General features: G+C 71.9%; 15 protein-coding genes. 3 read left to right on the top strand and 12 right to left on the bottom strand.

Translation table 11 applies throughout. From position 1 onward, the window contains the following. Positions 1–90: 90 nt before the first annotated feature. The 3 genes from MQH31_RS11500 to MQH31_RS11490 are packed head-to-tail and all read right to left on the bottom strand — an operon-like array spanning position 91 to position 2224. Entirely contained in the window at positions 91–849 is a 759-nt protein-coding gene (locus MQH31_RS11500; RefSeq protein WP_134531659.1) for a class I SAM-dependent methyltransferase, read from the bottom strand. After that, a complete protein-coding gene (locus MQH31_RS11495) occupies positions 846–1559 on the bottom strand; it encodes a TIGR04282 family arsenosugar biosynthesis glycosyltransferase (RefSeq protein WP_243012150.1) in 714 nt (237 codons plus the stop codon). The genes MQH31_RS11500 and MQH31_RS11495 overlap by 4 nt, the downstream gene beginning before the upstream one ends. Next, on the bottom strand, positions 1556–2224 hold the full coding sequence (locus MQH31_RS11490) for a glycosyltransferase family 2 protein (protein WP_243012149.1): 669 nt from the start codon (positions 2222–2224) through the stop codon (positions 1556–1558). Before MQH31_RS11490 ends, MQH31_RS11495 begins: the two co-directional genes overlap by 4 nt. Before the next feature lie 120 nt (positions 2225–2344). Between MQH31_RS11490 and MQH31_RS11485 the strand changes: the two genes are divergently transcribed. Further along, complete coding sequence (locus MQH31_RS11485) at positions 2345–3250, top strand: response regulator transcription factor (RefSeq protein ID WP_372488146.1); 906 nt, start codon at positions 2345–2347, stop codon at positions 3248–3250. Continuing rightward, complete coding sequence (locus MQH31_RS11480; RefSeq protein ID WP_243012148.1) at positions 3247–4386, top strand: sensor histidine kinase; 1140 nt, start codon at positions 3247–3249, stop codon at positions 4384–4386. Before MQH31_RS11485 ends, MQH31_RS11480 begins: the two co-directional genes overlap by 4 nt. 49 nt (positions 4387–4435) lie before the next feature. Here MQH31_RS11480 and MQH31_RS11475 read toward each other — a convergent pair whose 3' ends face one another. The 8 genes from MQH31_RS11475 to MQH31_RS11440 form a co-directional block, all read right to left on the bottom strand. Continuing rightward, entirely contained in the window at positions 4436–5275 is an 840-nt protein-coding gene (locus tag MQH31_RS11475) for a class I SAM-dependent methyltransferase (RefSeq protein ID WP_243012147.1), read from the bottom strand. 89 nt (positions 5276–5364) lie between these two features. Then, a complete protein-coding gene (locus MQH31_RS11470; RefSeq protein WP_243012146.1) occupies positions 5365–6429 on the bottom strand; it encodes an NAD-dependent epimerase/dehydratase family protein in 1065 nt (354 codons plus the stop codon). After that, a complete protein-coding gene (locus tag MQH31_RS11465) occupies positions 6426–7493 on the bottom strand; it encodes an MTAP family purine nucleoside phosphorylase (RefSeq protein ID WP_243012145.1) in 1068 nt (355 codons plus the stop codon). Before MQH31_RS11465 ends, MQH31_RS11470 begins: the two co-directional genes overlap by 4 nt. 199 nt (positions 7494–7692) lie before the next feature. Next, positions 7693–9174: a DUF5719 family protein gene (locus MQH31_RS11460; RefSeq protein WP_243012144.1), complete on the bottom strand. Its 1482-nt coding sequence runs from the start codon at positions 9172–9174 to the stop codon at positions 7693–7695. Beyond that, the gene (locus tag MQH31_RS11455; protein ID WP_243012143.1) at positions 9164–12508 is read right to left on the bottom strand and encodes a glycosyltransferase; all 3345 of its coding nucleotides are present in this window, start codon (positions 12506–12508) and stop codon (positions 9164–9166) included. Before MQH31_RS11455 ends, MQH31_RS11460 begins: the two co-directional genes overlap by 11 nt. Positions 12509–12613: 105 nt before the next feature. Beyond that, entirely contained in the window at positions 12614–12952 is a 339-nt protein-coding gene (locus tag MQH31_RS11450; protein ID WP_134531668.1) for a WhiB family transcriptional regulator, read from the bottom strand. Positions 12953–13132: 180 nt separating this feature from the next. Then, on the bottom strand, positions 13133–14101 hold the full coding sequence (gene galE / locus MQH31_RS11445; RefSeq protein WP_243012142.1) for a UDP-glucose 4-epimerase GalE: 969 nt from the start codon (positions 14099–14101) through the stop codon (positions 13133–13135). A gap of 142 nt (positions 14102–14243) precedes the next feature. Next, positions 14244–14384: a hypothetical protein gene (locus MQH31_RS11440; protein ID WP_243012141.1), complete on the bottom strand. Its 141-nt coding sequence runs from the start codon at positions 14382–14384 to the stop codon at positions 14244–14246. A 93-nt stretch (positions 14385–14477) separates the two neighbouring features. Here MQH31_RS11440 and MQH31_RS11435 point away from each other — a divergent pair, with 93 nt between their 5' ends. Beyond that, on the top strand, positions 14478–15458 hold the full coding sequence (locus tag MQH31_RS11435; protein WP_243012140.1) for a GlxA family transcriptional regulator: 981 nt from the start codon (positions 14478–14480) through the stop codon (positions 15456–15458). Positions 15459–15512: 54 nt separating this feature from the next. Here MQH31_RS11435 and manA read toward each other — a convergent pair whose 3' ends face one another. Further along, positions 15513–16826 carry a mannose-6-phosphate isomerase, class I gene (manA, locus tag MQH31_RS11430; protein WP_243012139.1) on the bottom strand — a complete coding sequence of 438 codons (1314 nt, stop codon included), beginning with the start codon at positions 16824–16826 and terminating at the stop codon, positions 15513–15515. Positions 16827–16838 lie beyond the last annotated feature (12 nt).

The following is a 16838-nucleotide window of genomic DNA, read 5'->3' as shown; positions in this document are numbered from 1 at the left end:
CGAAAAGCTCCGACTTTACGTCGATCGAGACGAGGGGCGAATGCCCGGTTGCGGGCGCGGGGGCGGGGGCGAGCGAGTCTCGGCGGGGTTTCAGGCGTGCAGGAGGCGGGCGAACCAGCGGCCGTCGAGGCGCCAGTCGTGGTCGATCCGGAGTCCGGCGTCCGCGGCGTGGCCGGCGAGGGCGTCGACGCCGACCTCCGCCCAGGGGAAGACGTCGCTGAGGAGTCCGGAGGCATCCTCGAGCCGGCCGTCGTAGCGTTCGTTGCGGGACGGGTCGTGACTGACCTCGACGAGGAGCGCGCCCCGGGGTGCGAGAAGCTCGGCGCAGCGGGTCAGGAGCGCGGTCACGTCGCCGCCGATGCCGATGTTCCCGTCGACGAGGAGGGCGCCCGCCCAGCCGCCTTCGAGCGGCATCGGGTCGAAGACGCTGCGCTTGAGCACACTGAGGCCGGCGTCGACGGCGATCCGCACGGCGGTCGGGGAAACGTCGATCCCGAGCGCGGACAGGCCGCGATCCATCGCGGCGCGCACCATCCGGCCGGGGCCGCAACCGATGTCGAGCACCGGACCGGTGAGCCCGTCGAGCAGGCGCTGGTCGGTGTCGTCGGCGTCGGCGCTCCAGCGGCCGGCGTCCATGGTCGCGGCGGCGGTGAGGCCGCCGTCCCGGGAGCGCCGCAGGTAGAGCACGTTGTCGGCGTTGCGCAGTGCGGCCGCGTACGGTTCCGCTCCACCGGCGCCGAAGGTCGCGGGGGCGAGGCCGAGGGCGGACGCCCGCTCGCCGGGGAGGTTGTCGAGGCGGTCCCGTTCGAGGATGTCCCCTTCGAGGACGTGGGCAACCTGCGCGTTCATGCGCGCACCGCCATTCCGGCTCGGGGAGCGCCGCGCCCGGTCATCGTGCGGTCGGCCGCAGTCCCGGGGGCCATCGCGGCGAGGGTGCGCGCGAAGCGACCGTCCGGGACCGTGGCGGCGACGGAGTGCGCGTCGGCGATCGTGTCGACATCGGTGAGCACGGGCAGGTGCCGCACGCGGAGGCCGGCCTCCTGGAGTCGATCGAGCTGACGGGCTCCGGTGTCGTCCATCGACATCGGGACGCCGCGAATTAGGTCCCCGCGCCGGGGCCGTCCGTGCCGCGATCCCGGGCGCGGGGCCGCGAGCGCGAGCGCCCAGAAGCCGCCGTCGTCCGCGAGGCCGAGCCAGGCATCCGTGTCGTCCGACCAGTCGGTGAAGACCGGCGCGAGCAGGTCGCAGGTCACCTGCGGGGTGTCCATGCCGATCAGCACGGTGGGTTCGTCGAGCGCGTCGAAGATGGCGGCGAGGCGCTCGTCGAGGCCACCGGCGACCTGGGGCAGGATCTCGAACTCCGCGGCCAGGCGCGGCGGGGTCACCCCGTCGAAGGCGAGGATGCGGCGCGAGGCCGGGAGGGCGAGCGCGGCGGTCAGGGTGTCGTCGAGGCTCGCGGCGGCGAGCTCTGCCGCCTGCTCGAAGGAGAGCGCCGGGTGCAGGCGGGTCTTGACCCGGCCGGGCAGGCACTCCTTGGCGATCACGACGAGGGCCGTCATTTCCGGGCCTCGCGCAGCAGGGCGGACATGTCGCCGATCGCGGTCACGGTGCCGCGGATCGTTCCGGTCACCTTGCTGCGCCCGACCCGCGGCGCATAGGCCGTGTCGACCTCGCGGATGTTCCAGCCCGCGTCGGCCGCGCGCAGGAACATCTCGAGCGGGTAGCCGCTGCGTCGGTCCTGGAGGTCGAGGGACAGCAGCGCCGGGCGCCGCGCGGCCCGCATGGGGCCGAGGTCATGTATGTTCACACCGGTTATTCGGCGCAGGCGCCAGGAAAGACTGGAATTGGCCAGCCGCGCGTGCAGCGGCCAGGATCCGCGGGTCGTCGGACGGCGGCGACCGAGCACGAGGTCGGCGTCGCCGGCGAGGATCGGGCCGACGATGCGCGGCAGTTCGGCCGGGTCCATCGAGGCGTCGGCGTCGCAGAACGCGACGATCGGGGCGGTCGCGGCGAGGAGCCCCGCGTGGGCGGCGGCCCCGAATCCTCGGCGTTCTTCATGCACGACGAGGGCGCCGGCCGCCTCAGCGACCTCGGCTGACCCGTCGGTCGAGCCGTTGTCGACGACGATCGCCCGGTAGCCTTCCGGCAGGCGCGACAGCACCCAGGGCAGGGCACCGGCCTCGTTGAGGCACGGGAGCACGAGGTCGACCTGGATCGGAGTCATCTTCCGACCCTAAAGGGGGACCGGCCCCGAACCGGGCCAAGAACATTACGGAGTGAGGAAGAAGACCGTGACGCTCGCCGCGGCGTTCCCGCTGGGCCGGAGCCACCGTATCCTGAGACCGTGACAGCCCCTCGCACACCCGGTGTCCCCGGACCCGATGCCGTTCCCGTGTCCGTTCCCGTGTCCGTCCCCGCGGCCGGGCCCACGCCGGCCGACCCCGCCGCCGACGCGGGGCAGCGCCGCATCCTCGTGGTCGACGACGACCCGACCGTGCTCGAGATCGTCTGCCGCTACCTGCGCGCCGCCGGCTTCGTGGTCGACGAGGCCCCGGACGGGTTGAGCGCCCTCAGCCTCGCCGAGGAGAAGCGGCCGGACCTCGTGGTGCTCGACCGGATGCTTCCCCTCCTGGACGGAATCGAGGTGTGCCGCCGAGTGCGCAGCACCTGGGCCATCCCCGTGATCATGCTCACCGCCCTCAACCAGGAGGACGACCGCATCGACGGCCTCGAGGCCGGCGCGGACGACTACCTCGCCAAGCCGTTCTCCCCGCGCGAACTCGTGCTGCGGGTGCAGGCCGTGCTGCGGCGCACCGGCCAGGCCGCGGCCCAGGCGGCCGCGCACTCGGCCGGGCAGGGTGCGAACGAGGCATCGGGCCAGCCGTCCGCGCCGCTCGTGGTCGGCGACTTCACCCTTGACACCGCCGCGCACGAGCTGCGTCTGCGCGGCACGCCGCTCGTGCTCACGGTGCGCGAATTCGACCTGCTCTCCTACCTGATCCGGCACCCGCACACGGTCCTCGGCCGAGATGACCTGCTCCGCTCCGTGTGGGGCTGGGAATTCGGTGACCTCTCGACCGTGACGGTGCACGTGCGGAGGCTGCGAGAGAAGATCGAGGCCGACCCGGCGCATCCGCTGCTGTTGCAGACGGTGTGGGGTGTCGGCTACCGGTTCGACCCGGTCCCGCTCGGCTCGGTGGGCACCCGCGGCGCAGCGGATGCCGCCAGGGCAGACGGGACGACCCGATGACGACCGAGGTGCTCGTCATCGTCGCACTGAACGCCCTCGCGTGCGCGGTCGTCACGGGCGCGCTCGGGCTGCTCGCGCTGCGCATGATGAAGCGCTCCTCGTTCGTGGTGCAGCTCATGCTCGTCGCCCTCGCGGCGATCGTCTCCGTCGTCGGGGGGATGTCTGCGGTCGCCACCCAGATGTACGTTTCGCCGCACGACCTCGGCGTCTTCTACTCGGTCGCCGCGGTCGCCGGGCTCGTGTCGCTCGTGATGGCCGCGATCCTCGGGCGCACCCTCGTGCGCGACAGCAGGCACCTGCGCAGCGCGGCCGAGCGCCTCGGCCGCGGCGAAGCGGTCGCGACCGCCGACGACGCCGTCGCCCCGCGGCACAGCACGACCGAGTTCAGCGACCTCGCCGGGGAACTCGCGGCGACGGGCGCCCGCCTCGCCGAGTCGCGGGCCCGCGAGCGACGGGTGGAGGAATCCCGGCGCGAGCTGATCGCGTGGATCTCGCATGACCTGCGGACGCCGCTCGCCGGCATCCGTGCCATGGCGGAGGCGCTCGAGGACGGGATGGTCGAGGACCCTGCCCGGTACTACCCGCGGATGCGCGACCAGGTCGACCGGTTGAGCGGGATGGTCGACGACCTCTTCGAGCTGTCTCGGATCCACTCGGGGACGCTGCGTCTCGCGCTCGAGCCGGTCGCGCTCTACGACCTGATCAGCGACACCGTCGCGGGCTTCGGGCCGGTCGCGCAGGCGAAGTCCCTCGACCTGCGGTTCGCGGGCGAGACGGGGCTGACCGTTCTCGCCGATCCGCGCGAGCTGTCCCGCGTGGTCGGGAACCTCGTGATGAACGCGATCCAGCACTCGCCGTCCGGGAGCCCGATCACGGTGTCGGTGAGCGAACGGGGGGACGGCGGGGCCCTGATCTCCGTCGAGGACGCGGCAGGCGGCATCCCGGAGCAGGACATCGCGCGGGTGTTCGAGGCCGGCTGGCGGGCGAGCGAGCCGCGCTCCCCCGGAGGCGCCGGACTCGGCCTCGCGATCGTGCAGGGCATCGTCGCCGCGCACCAGGGCGAAGTGGTCGTGCAGAACGTGCCGAACGGATGCCGCTTCGACGTGCTCCTGCCGCGGCGCGCGGTCGCCGTCTAGGCATCCGCTCGCGCACGCGCCCGCCCGCGCACCGACAGCCGCCGGTCGGTCAGGATGCCGCGGCTGGCTTCACCGCCTGGATCGTATAGCTGAGGGGCAGCACGCCCGCCCGCGCGTCGAGTGCGAACTCGCCGCCCGCGCGCTCGGTCATCTGCCCGGGGAGCGCCTCCCACGGAACGCTGTCGTGCTCGACGAGAGCCGTGAGCGTGAGGCCGGCCTCGAGCAACGCGGTGACGATTTCGCCGAGACCGTGGTTCCACTCGTAGGTCGTCGTTGCGGTCATCGGCCGGTCGGTCGCGACATAGCTGGAATCCGAGTCCCACTGCAGTGGCTCGGCGCGCTCGAAGTAGGGAAACCGCGGGTGCAGGTCGTCGGCGATCCGCTCGTCGAGCGTCCACAGCACCGGGTGGCCCTCCCGGAGGAAGAGACGCCCGCCCGGCGCCAGGAGGCCGGCCACGACATCCGCCCATCGACGGATGCTCGGCAACCAGCACAGGGCGCCGATGCCCGTGTAGACCAGGTCGAAGCTCGCCGGTTCGAGCACGGACAGCGCTGAATAGAGGTCGGACTCGACGAACACGACGGCATCTCCGCTCTCCGCGACCAGGGCACGCGCTTCCGCGAGCGCCACCGGGGAGAAGTCGAGCCCCGTGACCCGGGCGCCGAGCCGGGCGAGGGACAGCGTGTCTGTGCCGATGTGGCACTGGAGGTGCACGGTGCGCAGCCCACGGATGTCGCCCAGCCGCTCTCGATCGAAGCGCACGACATCGGACAGGCACCCTGGGTCCTCCAGATAGCGCTGGACCCCGTAGCCGAGACCGGTGCGCGTGGCGTGAGCCGTGGCGCGGTCGTCCCAGTTGGCGCGGTTGGCTGCCAGGAAATCTTCCATGATCGACCTCATCCTGCCCGATTCACGCGAGCCTTCCAGAGTATGGCATCACGTCGCCTGGGCATCCGCGGCGGTTGATCAGCGGTGGGTCAGCGGCGGACGGCGGCCCGGAGCGGAGCGGTCGCGAAGGCGAGCATGCCGTCCTCGAAGGTGACGGCGGGCGACCAGCCGAGCTCGGTGCGCAGCCGCTCGGAGGACGCGGTGATGTGCCGCACATCCCCGAGCCGGTACTCGCCCGTCGTGACGGGGCCGGGGCCGCCGGCGGAGCGGCTGAGCGCCTCGGCCATGTCCCCGATCGTGTGCACGACCCCCGACCCGACGTTGAAGGCCCGGAACAGCGCGGCGGGGGCGCCTATGGTGTGCTCGAGTGCGGCGAGGTTGGCGGATGCGACGTCGGCGACGTGCACGAAGTCGCGCCGTTGCCTGCCGTCCTCGAAGACCCGCGGTGCCTCGCCGCGTTCGAGGGCCGACCGGAACAGGGACGCGACGCCCGCGTACGGCGTGTTCTGCGGCATCCCCGGACCGTAGACGTTGTGGTAGCGGAGGGCGATCGCGCGCCCGCCCGTCGAACGGGCCCAGCTGCTCGCGAGGTACTCCTGGCCGAGCTTGCTCGAGGCGTAGACGTTGCGCGGGTCGAGCGGGTCGTCCTCGGTGACGAGGAGCGGCTCGAGCGGTTCGCCCGTTTCCGGGTCGAGCGGGTCGAACCGGCCGGCGGCGAGGTCGGCTTCCCGGCGCGGGCCGGGCCGGGTGAAGCCGTGCGGGCCGCGGTAGCTACCCTCACCGTAGACGACCATCGAGGAGGCGAGCACGAGCCGGTCGATGCCGGCGACGGTCATGCCCGCGAGCAGCACGGCCGTGCCGACCTCGTTGCTGCGGACATAGTCCGGCGCATCGGAGAAGGCGACACCGAGGCCGACTTTCGCGGCCTGGTGGCAGACCGCGTCGACTCCGGAGAGGGCGAGGTCGACCGTCGCCGGGTCCGTCACGTCTCCCACGAGCAGGTCGACCCGCGCGTCGATCGCGGGCAGCCCGCCGTGCACGTCGGGACGCAGGGAATCGAGCACCCGCACGTCCCAGCCTCGAGCGAGCGCCTGGCTCACGATGACGCCGCCGATGAACCCGGCGCCGCCCGTCACGAGCAGCCGGGGGCTCATCGGGCGGGCCCGGGTTCGGTCGTCGGCGCGGGCACGGGGACGGGATGCGGAACGGGAGGATTGCCAGTCGCAGTCGCGAACCTCGGCGACTGCACGGGCAGCACGGTCCGCGCCGTCTGCGCCGTCCGCACAGGCCGGTCGAGCACGGCGCGGATCAGCGCGGGATCGATCAGGGGCCGCGGGGCGTAGCCGGCGGGGATGCCGCGGAGGATTCCGTCGATGGCCGCGAGGATCCGGGGCTGCGCCGCGGCCAGCCGGGCGAACACGAGCTCGGCCGTGACGGCATCCGTGTCTGCAGTCTCAGGCACGGCCGTCTCGGTCGAGGCCGTCTCATGCGGGCGCGCCTCGAGAGCGGATGCCGCTGCGTCCGCGCCGGGTTCGGCGGGGGCCAGTCCGGCGTCGGCATCGGTGACAAAGGAGAGGTTGACCGTTCCGATTCCGAGTTCGGACGCGAGCACGACCTCGGGGTACTGGGTCATGTTGACGATGTGGGCGCCGGCGGCGCGGAACCAGAGCGACTCCGCCCGGGTGGAGAACCGCGGCCCCTGGATCACGACGACCGTGCCGGTGGGAGCGAACAGCTCACCGAGTGCGCTCAGGGCGGCGATCGCGGTGCGGCGGAGGACCGGGTCGAAGGGGTCTGCTGCCGCGAGGTGCGCGACGACGCCCTCGTCGAAGAAGGTGTCGGCGCGGCCGCTCGTTCGGTCGATGAACTGGTCGGTGACGACGAGCAGCCCCGGCGGGTACTCGGGGCTGACGCCGCCGACGGCCGAGGAGGAGATGATCGCGCGGACGCCGAGGGAGGCAAGCGCCCAGATATTGGCGCGGTAGTTGATCCGGTGCGGGGCCTCGGTGTGTCCTGCGCCATGCCGGGGCAGGAAGGCGACCCGGCGGCCGGCGCGTTCGCCGACCGTGATCGGTGCGGACGTCGGCCCGTATGGGGTGTCGACGATGATCTCGGTGACGGTACCGGCGTCGAAGAGCCGGTACAGGCCGGATCCCCCGATCACGGCGATCTCCACCGGGGCATGCGCGAGCGGTGGCGCGGGAGTCTGCTCGGTCACTCGGTGCTCCTCGTTCGGCGGGCGGGGTGTCCAGTCTTGCATCCCCCGCGTCGCACCGCGCGGCGAAAGCAGGCAGGCTATTTCGCTATGTCGGAGAAAATCGCGACACGCGGCATCCGCTGGCCGCGAAGACGGCGTGTCGCGAAAAACTCCGACTTTGAGCCACTCGGCGGAAAGCCAGGGACCGGAAAGGTGACGGTCAGTGGGTGTAGACGCGAATCGCCTCGGCGAGCGGGCCCGGTGGGCGCACCGGGAAGGAGGCGAGCATGCCGGCATCCGCATAGCCGACCGACGACACCGTCGCGGCGCCGCCCGACACGAGATACCGCGTCGACGCGAACAGCGGCAGCGCTCCGGCCGCACCGGCCGCGACCGTCACGCTCGCGGATACGCCGTTCTCGGCGGTCGCCGTATAGGTCACGTCCTTGGTGCCCTGGTTCAGCAGGCTGAGCAGGGGGGAGGGTCCGGGAGCCGTGACGACGGCGAAGTCGCCGGTGAGTGCGGCCGAGGACGCGAACCAGGCGAAGTCACGGCCGTTGGTTCCGGTGGCCGAGCCGAGCGCGGAGGCGACGACGGGCTGGTTGCTCGACACGGTGAGCGAATAGCTGCCGACCGCGAGTCCGGAGAGCGGCACGTCGGTCGCGAGGCCGGGCTGGAGCGTGACCTCGACGGAGGTGCCCGCGGCCTGCCCTCCCTCGCTCATCACGCCGATCTGCACGGTCGCGGCCGTGTCGCCGGGGGCGAGCAGCCGTACGGAGGGCGTGTCGCTCGCGACCCCGCCCGCGTCGCTTCCGGCGTCGTCGGCCGGAAGGTTCTCGATGCGCAGGCCGGGGATGCTCTGTTCGAGGCTGGGGGCGACGGATGTCCCGAGTAGGTCGACCCCGCCGGTCGCGAGGCCGCGCACGATGCTCTGCTGGAGGGTGGCCACCACCTGGCCGCCCTGCGTCGTCACGTGCACGACGGGAGAGCGGAGGTTCGGCGCGAGGCCGGCGAGGGAGACGACGCGCTGGGCGCCGGGCTGGACGAGGATCCCGGTGGAGCCCGGCGCGGTGACCCGGCCGGATTCGCCGAAGACGTCGAGGTCGACGGTTGCGACGACGGTTGTCGGGTTGCTGAGCAGCACGAGCGTCGTGCGGCCGACATCCGTCGACCCGCCGACGAGCCAGGATTCGCCGCTGGCCTCGCCGCAGGCCGCGACGGCCAGACCGCCGAGGACGGCCTCCGCTGCGACGGACTGGGACTGGCTGCCGGCCACGAGCGGCGCCGTGGATGCTCCGTTCGCGACCGGAATGTTGAGTTTGACGGCGGCGCCGTCTGTGGTCTTGCCGTTGTCGACGGCGCTGAGCAGGCTCGCCACTGGTGCGCTCCACGCACCGGCGGGAACCGCGGTCTTCGATGCGGTCTTGGCGGGAGCCCAGGCGCCGGCTGCGGTCGCGGCGCGCCCGAGCGAGCTCGCGGTCTTCGCCTGGGTGGAGTCCTCTGCGAGGGTGAGCAGTGGACCCGGGCAGACCCGGACTTGCTCGCTCGGAACCGGCGAGACGGCCAGGTAGGCCGGCGCTGCGCCGAAGGCCGGCCAGGGTACGACGATGGCCGCCGCTCCGAGCACGCCGGCGACGCCGAGCACGCCGAAGGCGATGAGGAACCGGGCACCGGTCCGGGCGATGGCGCGCTTACCTGGCATTGTTCGGGTTCTCCTGTCCACTCGGGGGGCCGGCAGGATCGACGCGGTTCGTCGCCTGATCCTGGTCGGGTGCCTCGGCCGCCGGCGCCGGCGGAGCAGGGTCTGGTGCGGCTGTGTCTGCACTTTCGACAGCGGACTCGGCCGCGGTCGTGTCAGTGGTCTCGTCGGTGCCTTCGTGAACCTGGTCGGAGGTGTGCGCGAGCTCCGAAGAGCTCTCCGGTTCCGCACCGTGCGCGAGTTCGACGGCGGCGGCGAGCTCTCCGACCGCCGCGGCCTCTGCGGCCTCAGCGGCTTCCGCAGACTCGATCGCCTGGGCTGCCGGGGTGCCCTCGGCCGGCACGATCGCGCCGGCCTTCACGCTCCGCCGAAGCGCGGCACGAGCCTCGGCGCGGGCTGTCCGAGCCTCGGACTTCACGCTGCGTTCTTCGCGGTGGAGGTCTCGCGCCTCGGCCTTGCGGTCCTGGGTGTCCGAGCGTGCCGAGCGGCGCATGGCGTCGCGGTTCGCCTGGCGCACGGCTTCTGGGCCCGCCCCGGTCGGGATCGACAGCAGCAGGGCCGAGCCGACCGTGATCGCGGCGAGGAGCAGTGCGGCGAGGGACAGGACGCCGCCGGCGTTGGCCGGGACCTCGCTCGCCGTGACCCCCGCGGCGGAGGCCGGCCCGTCGTGGCGCCAGAGCCGCCCGTACGCGGTGTCGCCGACGGGCACGAGTGCGGCCTCGCCGTCGAGCGCGGTCCTCGCCCTGGCCAGGGTCTCCGTGGCCGCGGCGCTTGCCGTCGCGGTTCCGCCGCCGGTGCCGGTGAGTGCGGCGGGCCGCAGCAGCACGAAGCGGATGCCGAGGTCGGCCAGTCCGGCCGAGGCGTCGAGTCCACTCCGCGAGGCCAGGTTTCCCGCGAGCGTGGCGAGTTCCTTGTCCGCCGCCGAGAGCGCGGTCGTGGTGTTGACGAGGGTGCTCTGCTCGTTGAGCGTGGTTCCCGCTCCGCGCACGATGGTCGCGAGGATGCCGCCATTGGACTGCGGGATGATTTCGAGGGTACCGACCCGGGCATCCGTCTGGGCCTCTGCGGTCACGAAGGCGGGCTGGGTGCGGTCGCTGCCCTCGCGAACGGCGCTCAGGCCGAGCGGGAGCGCGGCGGCGAGCGGGACGACGGCGATGGCGAGGAGGAGCGTTGCGGCGACGGCAGGGGCGACGGCGAAGCGACGCAGCTCGCGGAGGGCGAAGATGACGGCGCCGACGAGGCCGAGCCAGTACAGGCTCAGGCCTGCGCCCGGCCAGATGGTGACGCTCGCGGCGCCCGTCGTCGCCAGGCTCAGCTGCGTCGCGGCGATCGCCGTTCCGGCTCCCAGCAGGGCGGTCAGGACTGCGACACTCGCGCTCCGGATTCCGGGCAGGAACAGCGAGAGCGCGGCGAGGATGGCGAGCGGGGCGAACAGGAAGGGGATGATCCAGGACAGCGGCAGGCCCTGCAGCGCGGGGGCCTGGCCCAGCAGCGTGCTCCAGCCGCCGAAGTCGCCGGTCGGGAAGCCGAGCAGCAGCTGCCAGTCGGGGGCGGGAGTGCTCGGCACCGGCACCCCCGGGTCGGCGAGGAGCGCGAGCCAGGACCCGCGGAGGCCCTGATTCAGGATCAACGGGAGCGCGATGGCGAGGGCAGGCAGCGGGATGCCGATGAGCCGGGCGATGCCGCGTCCGCTCGCGACGGAGCAGAGCAGCCAGAGGATGAGCAGCGCCGGAGTGAGCGACGGGGCGCAGAACAGCACGGCCGCGAACAGCAGGGATGCCGTCGCGGACGCGGACCACGACCGGCCGGCGGAGTAGCCGGCGAAGAACAACCAGGGCAGCAGCAGGTGCGCGAGGATCGCGGCCGGGCGGCCGGCGGAGAACGCGGTGAGGAAGGTCGGGGCGAGCACCCAGAGGGCCGCGGCGGTGAAGCGGAGGTACCCGCGGTCGGTCAGGCGGGTCGCCGCGAGCCAGGCGCCGAGCGCGGCGAGCGGCATGGCGACGAAGTAGAGCAGCACGAGTGAGTATGAGGGGGCCCAGAACGTGAGTGAGCCGAGCACGGCGAGCACGGCGGCGAAGGGATCGGCGGCGCCGACGAAGCCGAGGCCGAGGTCGCGCCATCCGTAGCCGACGCTCGCCCAGAGCCCGGCCGGGGTGCTCGACAGGGGCAGCAGTGCCCCGCCGCCGAGGTTCTGCGCGCCGAGGAGGGCGGAGAACATGATTATTCCGACGAGCGCCGCAGCGAGCACGGTCCAGGCCCCGCCGCTCGCGAAGAAGCGGATCTCCGGCCGGTCCGCGCCGATGCCGACGAGGACGGCCTCGCGCTTGAGCGCGTGCCTGCGGCGCACCTCGGCCGTGGTCAGGCGCAGCGACGCGATCGACCCCCAGCCGAGCGTGCGGGTCTCGGCGAGTCGACGGCGGGCGTTGCGCACCCGGGAGCCGCTGAACGCGGTGCGGAAGGCGGCGGAGAACTCGCCGGGGATCGAGCCGGGCTCCTTCTGCAGCAGCGCTCCGATGGAGCGGAAGAACGCGAAGGGCACGAGCGCGATCCAGTGCAGCGGGATCAGCCACCCGGCTGAGTAGACGAGGCGCCGGTGCAGCTGCGCGGCCCTGGCCACGCGGAGCCGCTTGCGGCGGGCCCGGCCGCGGGATGACCCGCTGAGCCCGGCGACGCCGTCGCCTGCCGAGGCGGCGCGCGCCGCGGCGACGACGGAGACCCGGCGGCCGGAGAGGCGCACGCGCACGCAGAAATCGAGGGCGTCGTCCGCGGACGGCAGGCCGGGGTCGAAGCCGCCGAGCTGGTTCCAGACGGTGTGACGCACGAGCATCCCACCGGCGTCGACGGCGAGCACGTCGCTCATGCCGTCGTGCTGGCCCTGGTCGAGTTCGCTCTCGACGAGGGTGACGGTCGCCCCACCGGGCGTCATCGACAGGCCGACGTCGTGGATGTAGTCGTGGGCGCGCCAGTCCATGATCTTGGGTCCGGCGACGGCGACGGAGGGCGCGATCTCGAGTTCGCCGAGCAGCGCTTCGAGAGCTGGGGGTTCGGGGGCGCTGTCCTGGGCGAGCAGCCAGAGCATCTCGCTGTCGGATTCCGGCGGCGCCATGACGCGCACGGCGGCAGCGATGGCCTGCCCGAAGGTCAGGTCGGAGTCGGCGGAGATGAAGTGCGTCGGACCGTGCGCGGCGAGGAGCTGGGCCGTCGCATCGCTGGATCCGCAGTCGACGGTGATGACGACATCCGGTTGGCGGGTTTGCCGGCTCAGAGCCTCGAGAGTGCGCTCAAGGTGTTTCGCGCCGTTGCGGGCGACAAGGATGGCTGTGACTCGTGCATGCATATCAAGCCAAGCCTAGGTTGCATCGCCCCGGAGCGGGGGCCCCTGGATGGGCGTGCCCGATATGCACGCCCCGATTCACGAGTGCGATCCGCGTCGGAACGACGGTCAGCTGGCGCGCTTGCGCAGTTTGCGCCGCTCGCGCTCGGAGAGACCGCCCCAGATGCCGAAGCGCTCATCGTTGGCGAGCGCGTACTGCAGGCACTGGGTGCGCACCTCGCACGAGGTGCAGATCTTCTTCGCATCCCGGGTGGAGCCGCCCTTTTCGGGGAAGAAGGCCTCGGGGTCTGTCTGGGCGCAGAGTGAATCCGCCTGCCAGGCGAGGGCGTCGCCTTCGTCAGGAAGGGTGTGTCCGGTGCTGTCTTTGCGAATTCCGGGAATGCCCAAGCGAACGGGATCGACGAACCAGTCCTCGGGAACTCCGGAACGATACTCGGCTTGCGGCATATCGTCTCCCACCCCTTGCAATACGTGCCCAAATAACTCGTCCGCACTAATTACAGCCGTGTAATTCCCCCACGTCAAGTCGCCGATAATAAACCCTCAATGTCGGCTCGAGAGTTTCGACTCGCCCAAAGTCAGAAAATGTGACCTTGCCGGGGTCTTGACGCAACCGCCCCACTGGGCCTAGGAAACGGATGCCGCCTGCCGCGACTCCCAGGCGCTGCGCACCATCTCTTCGAGGCTGTGCCGCATTTTCCAGTCCAGGTCCCTGGCTGCGAGCGCGCCGCTCGTGACGATACGGTCGGGGTCGCCGGCCCGGCGCGGACCGATGTCGGGCGTGAAGTCGATGCCGGTCACCCGGGCGACCGTCGCCATGATCTCGCCGACGGAGACGCCGTCGCCGCTGCCGAGGTTGTAGACGGGTTCGATCGCCGTGCCGGCGTCGAGGAGGCGCGCGGCCGCGACGTGCGAGACTGCGAGGTCGGCCACGTGGATGTAGTCGCGCACGCAGGTCCCGTCGGGGGTCGCGTAGTCGTTGCCGTTGATCCGCGGGGTGCGGCCGTCGAGGAGGGCGTCGAAGATGATCGGGAACAGGTTGTGCGGGCTCGTGTCGCGGAGTTCCCGGGCGCCGGAGCCGACGACGTTGAAGTAACGGAGCGCGGTGTAGCCCAGTCCGGCGGCGACCGCCTGGTCGCGGAGCAGCCACTCGCCAATGAGCTTGGTCTCGCCATACGGGGACTCCGGGTTCTTCGGGGTCTCCTCGGTGACGAGCGAGGTCGTCGGGGTGCCGTAGACGGCCGCGCTCGAGGAGAACACCATCCGCGACACGCCCGCATCCTGCATCGCCGCGAGCAGGGTGGCCATGGCCGTGACGTTCTGCTCATAGGTGTGCAGCGGGCGCTGCACCGAGACGCCGGCGTATTTGAAGCCCGCGACGTGCACGACGCCCGTGATCGGATACTCGGCGAAGGTGCGGGCGAGCAGGGGGCCGTCGAGCAGGTCGCCGTGCACGAAGGGCACGGACTCGGGGACGAATTCGGCGTGGCCGCTCGAGAGGTCGTCGATCACGACGACGTCGATGCCCTCGGCGAGGAATGCGCGGACGATGTGGGATCCGATATAGCCGGCTCCGCCGGTGACAAGCCACGCCATGTGTACCCTCGCAAGATCACTCGGCAACCAAGCGATGCCGGTGCTGCAAGCCTAGCGTTCGGGCCGTTTCCGGCGCTGCGCGCCCGGTGCGCCGCTTCGCGCCAGGCGTGCCAGGCGCGAAGCGGCGGAAAGGGCGCGCGGGTCAGGGCCAGTCGTCGTCGGGGCCGTGGGCGCGCCGGGCGATCTGCGGGTCGCCGTAGCCGTCGCGGGTCACCGTGCTGAACGTCGCGACGGTGCTCCAGAGCGTGAGAAGAGCGAGAAGAACCACCAGGAATGTCATCATGGCAGGAACTCTAGGCATTGCGATATCCTGCCGCGAGTGGCAGCCTTGCCAGTGTTCGACTATTTCCTGCCAACGCTATTTCCGGAGGTTTTCATGCTCGCCGCGCCAGCCCCCGCCGCGCTCAACAAGGTCGTCTGCATCGCCCTGCCCGACATGGCGCCGTTCGAGTTCGGCGTGATCTGCGAGGTCTTCGGCATCGACAGGAGCGACACCGGCGGTCCCGTCTTCGACTTCCACGTCACGGCCGCCGAGCCGGGGCCGATCCGCACCAAGCTCGGCTTCGACATCATCGTCACCGAAGACCTCTCCGCGGCGGCAGACGCCGACCTGGTCGCGATTCCGGCATACGACAAGGGGACGCCGGTGCATCCCGCCATACTCCAGGCCGTGCGCGACGCCGAGGCCAGGGGCGCCTGGGTGTTGAGCGTCTGCAGCGGTGCGTTCGTGCTCGGCGAGGCGGGCATCCTCGACGGCCGCCGCAGCACGACGCACTGGATGTACACGGATGCGCTCGCGCAGGCATTCCCGGAGACCCGCGTCGACCCCGACGTGCTCTTCGTCGAGGACCGCCGGGTGGTGACGGGAGCCGGGACCGCGGCCGGCATCGACGCGTGCCTGCACATCGTGCGGAAGGTGCTCGGGGCATCCGTCGCCAACAACATCGCGAGGCGGATGGTCGTGCCGCCCCAGCGCGACGGCGGCCAGTGTCAGTTCATCGAGGCGCCGGTCGTCGACCTCGACAGCGACTCGTTCGCGAGCGTGACCGCGTGGATGCTCGAGAACCTCGACCGCGAACTGCCCGTCGAGGAGCTCGCCCGGCGCTCGCTGATGTCGCCGCGCACCTTCGCCCGGCGCTTCCGCGCCGAACTCGGCACGACGCCGACGGCCTGGCTCAACCGGCAGCGCCTGCTGCGGGCGCAGCAGCTGCTCGAGGAGAGTTCGCGCAGCCTCGAGGAGATCGCCGGCGACACCGGGTTCGGCGGCGCCGCCGTGATGCGGCACCACTTCCTCAAGGTGCTGCAGACCACCCCGACCGCGTACCGGCGCACCTTCGGGGCCCGCCGCGCCGGCTGACCTCGCGGCCCCTCGCGTCGACCAGGTCGACCAGAAGGTCAGGGGGTCCAGGTACTAGGGGGTGGTGGCGAGGAAGACGTCTCCGGCGCCCGCGAAGGTGAGAGTGCCCTCGTCCGGGGTGATGTAGACCGATTCGCCGCGCTTCAGGGTGACGGATGCCGTCGCACCGGCCACGAGAAAGCCTCCGGCCGTGCAGAGCGCGATTCCCGGTCCCGTGAGCGTGAACTGGCGCATCGGGACACCGGCGGCGGCATCTGCAGCGCCTGCGGCAGCATCCGCCGCAGAGGCCTCGATGTGCACGAGCGCGAAGTCGGCGACATCGGGTCGGTACTCGGAGACGCCGGGCGTGTGCACGATCGGGGCCAGGTAGGGTACCGGGACCGGGGAGAACTCGAGCACGTCGAGCAGCTCGTCGACATCGATGTGCTTGGGGGTGAGGCCGCCGCGGAGCACGTTATCCGAGGCCGCCATCAGCTCGATGCCGAGCCCGAGCAGGTAGGCGTGGATGTTGCCCGCCGGCAGGTAGAGCACCTCGCCGCGCTTGAGCGACACCCGGTTGGTCAGCAGGGAGATCACGATACCGGGGTCGCCCGGGTAGGCCAGGGCGAGGTCGCGCACGGTCGCGAGTTCGAGCGGGAACCGGATCGCGGCGCCGCCCTCCGCGAGGTAGACGGCGTCCTGCGCGAGGCCGACCACGCGCTCGACGAGCCAGGCCACTTCCCCGGTGTCGCCGCCGCGGCCGTCGCGCAGCAGCCAGTCGACGGTGTCGCGGAGGCCGCTGTCGCCGAGCAACCGGCTCTCGAGTGCGTCGAGGGCGCCGGGCTGCGGGTTCTCCGACGCGGCGTCGAGGGCGCGGAGCTCCCCCACGATGCGCCGCACCTCTCCGAGCTCGCGGAAGCCGCAGAGCGCTTCGAAGGTCTCGCTCAGCGCGAAGATGATCTCGGGCTTGTGGAACTGATCGCGGTAGTTGCGGTCGAAGGCGTCGAGGGGGATGCCCGCGGCGTTCTCCAGGGCGAAGCCGGTGCGCGCGCGCTCACTCGTCGGGTGCGCCTGCAGCGAGAGCGGGCTCGCTGCGGCGAGGACCTTGAGCAGGAACGGCAGCCGAGGCGGCACCGACCCCGCGTCGCTCTCCTCCGCCACGAGCGCTGAGCCGAGCGCCCGGGCGGGGTCCGCGAGGATCCAGTCGACGAGGTTTCCCGCCCCGCCCGTGCGCGAGGGGTCGGTGATCACGGAGGGCGACCCCGGGTGCGCCCCGAGCCAGAGTTCGGCCTCAGGCTTGCCGGAGGGAGTCGTGCCGAGCAGTCCCGCGATCGCGGTCGTCGAGCCCCACGCATAGTCGCGCGGTGTATTGCTGATGCCCACAAACATGACTGCTCCTGT

The sequence above is a fragment of the Cryobacterium zhongshanensis genome, from assembly GCF_022760445.1.
Lineage (GTDB): Bacteria > Actinomycetota > Actinomycetes > Actinomycetales > Microbacteriaceae > Cryobacterium > Cryobacterium algoricola.
The sequence above is the reverse complement of the archived record's forward strand: the minus strand, read 5'-3'. Positions and strand labels throughout refer to the sequence as shown.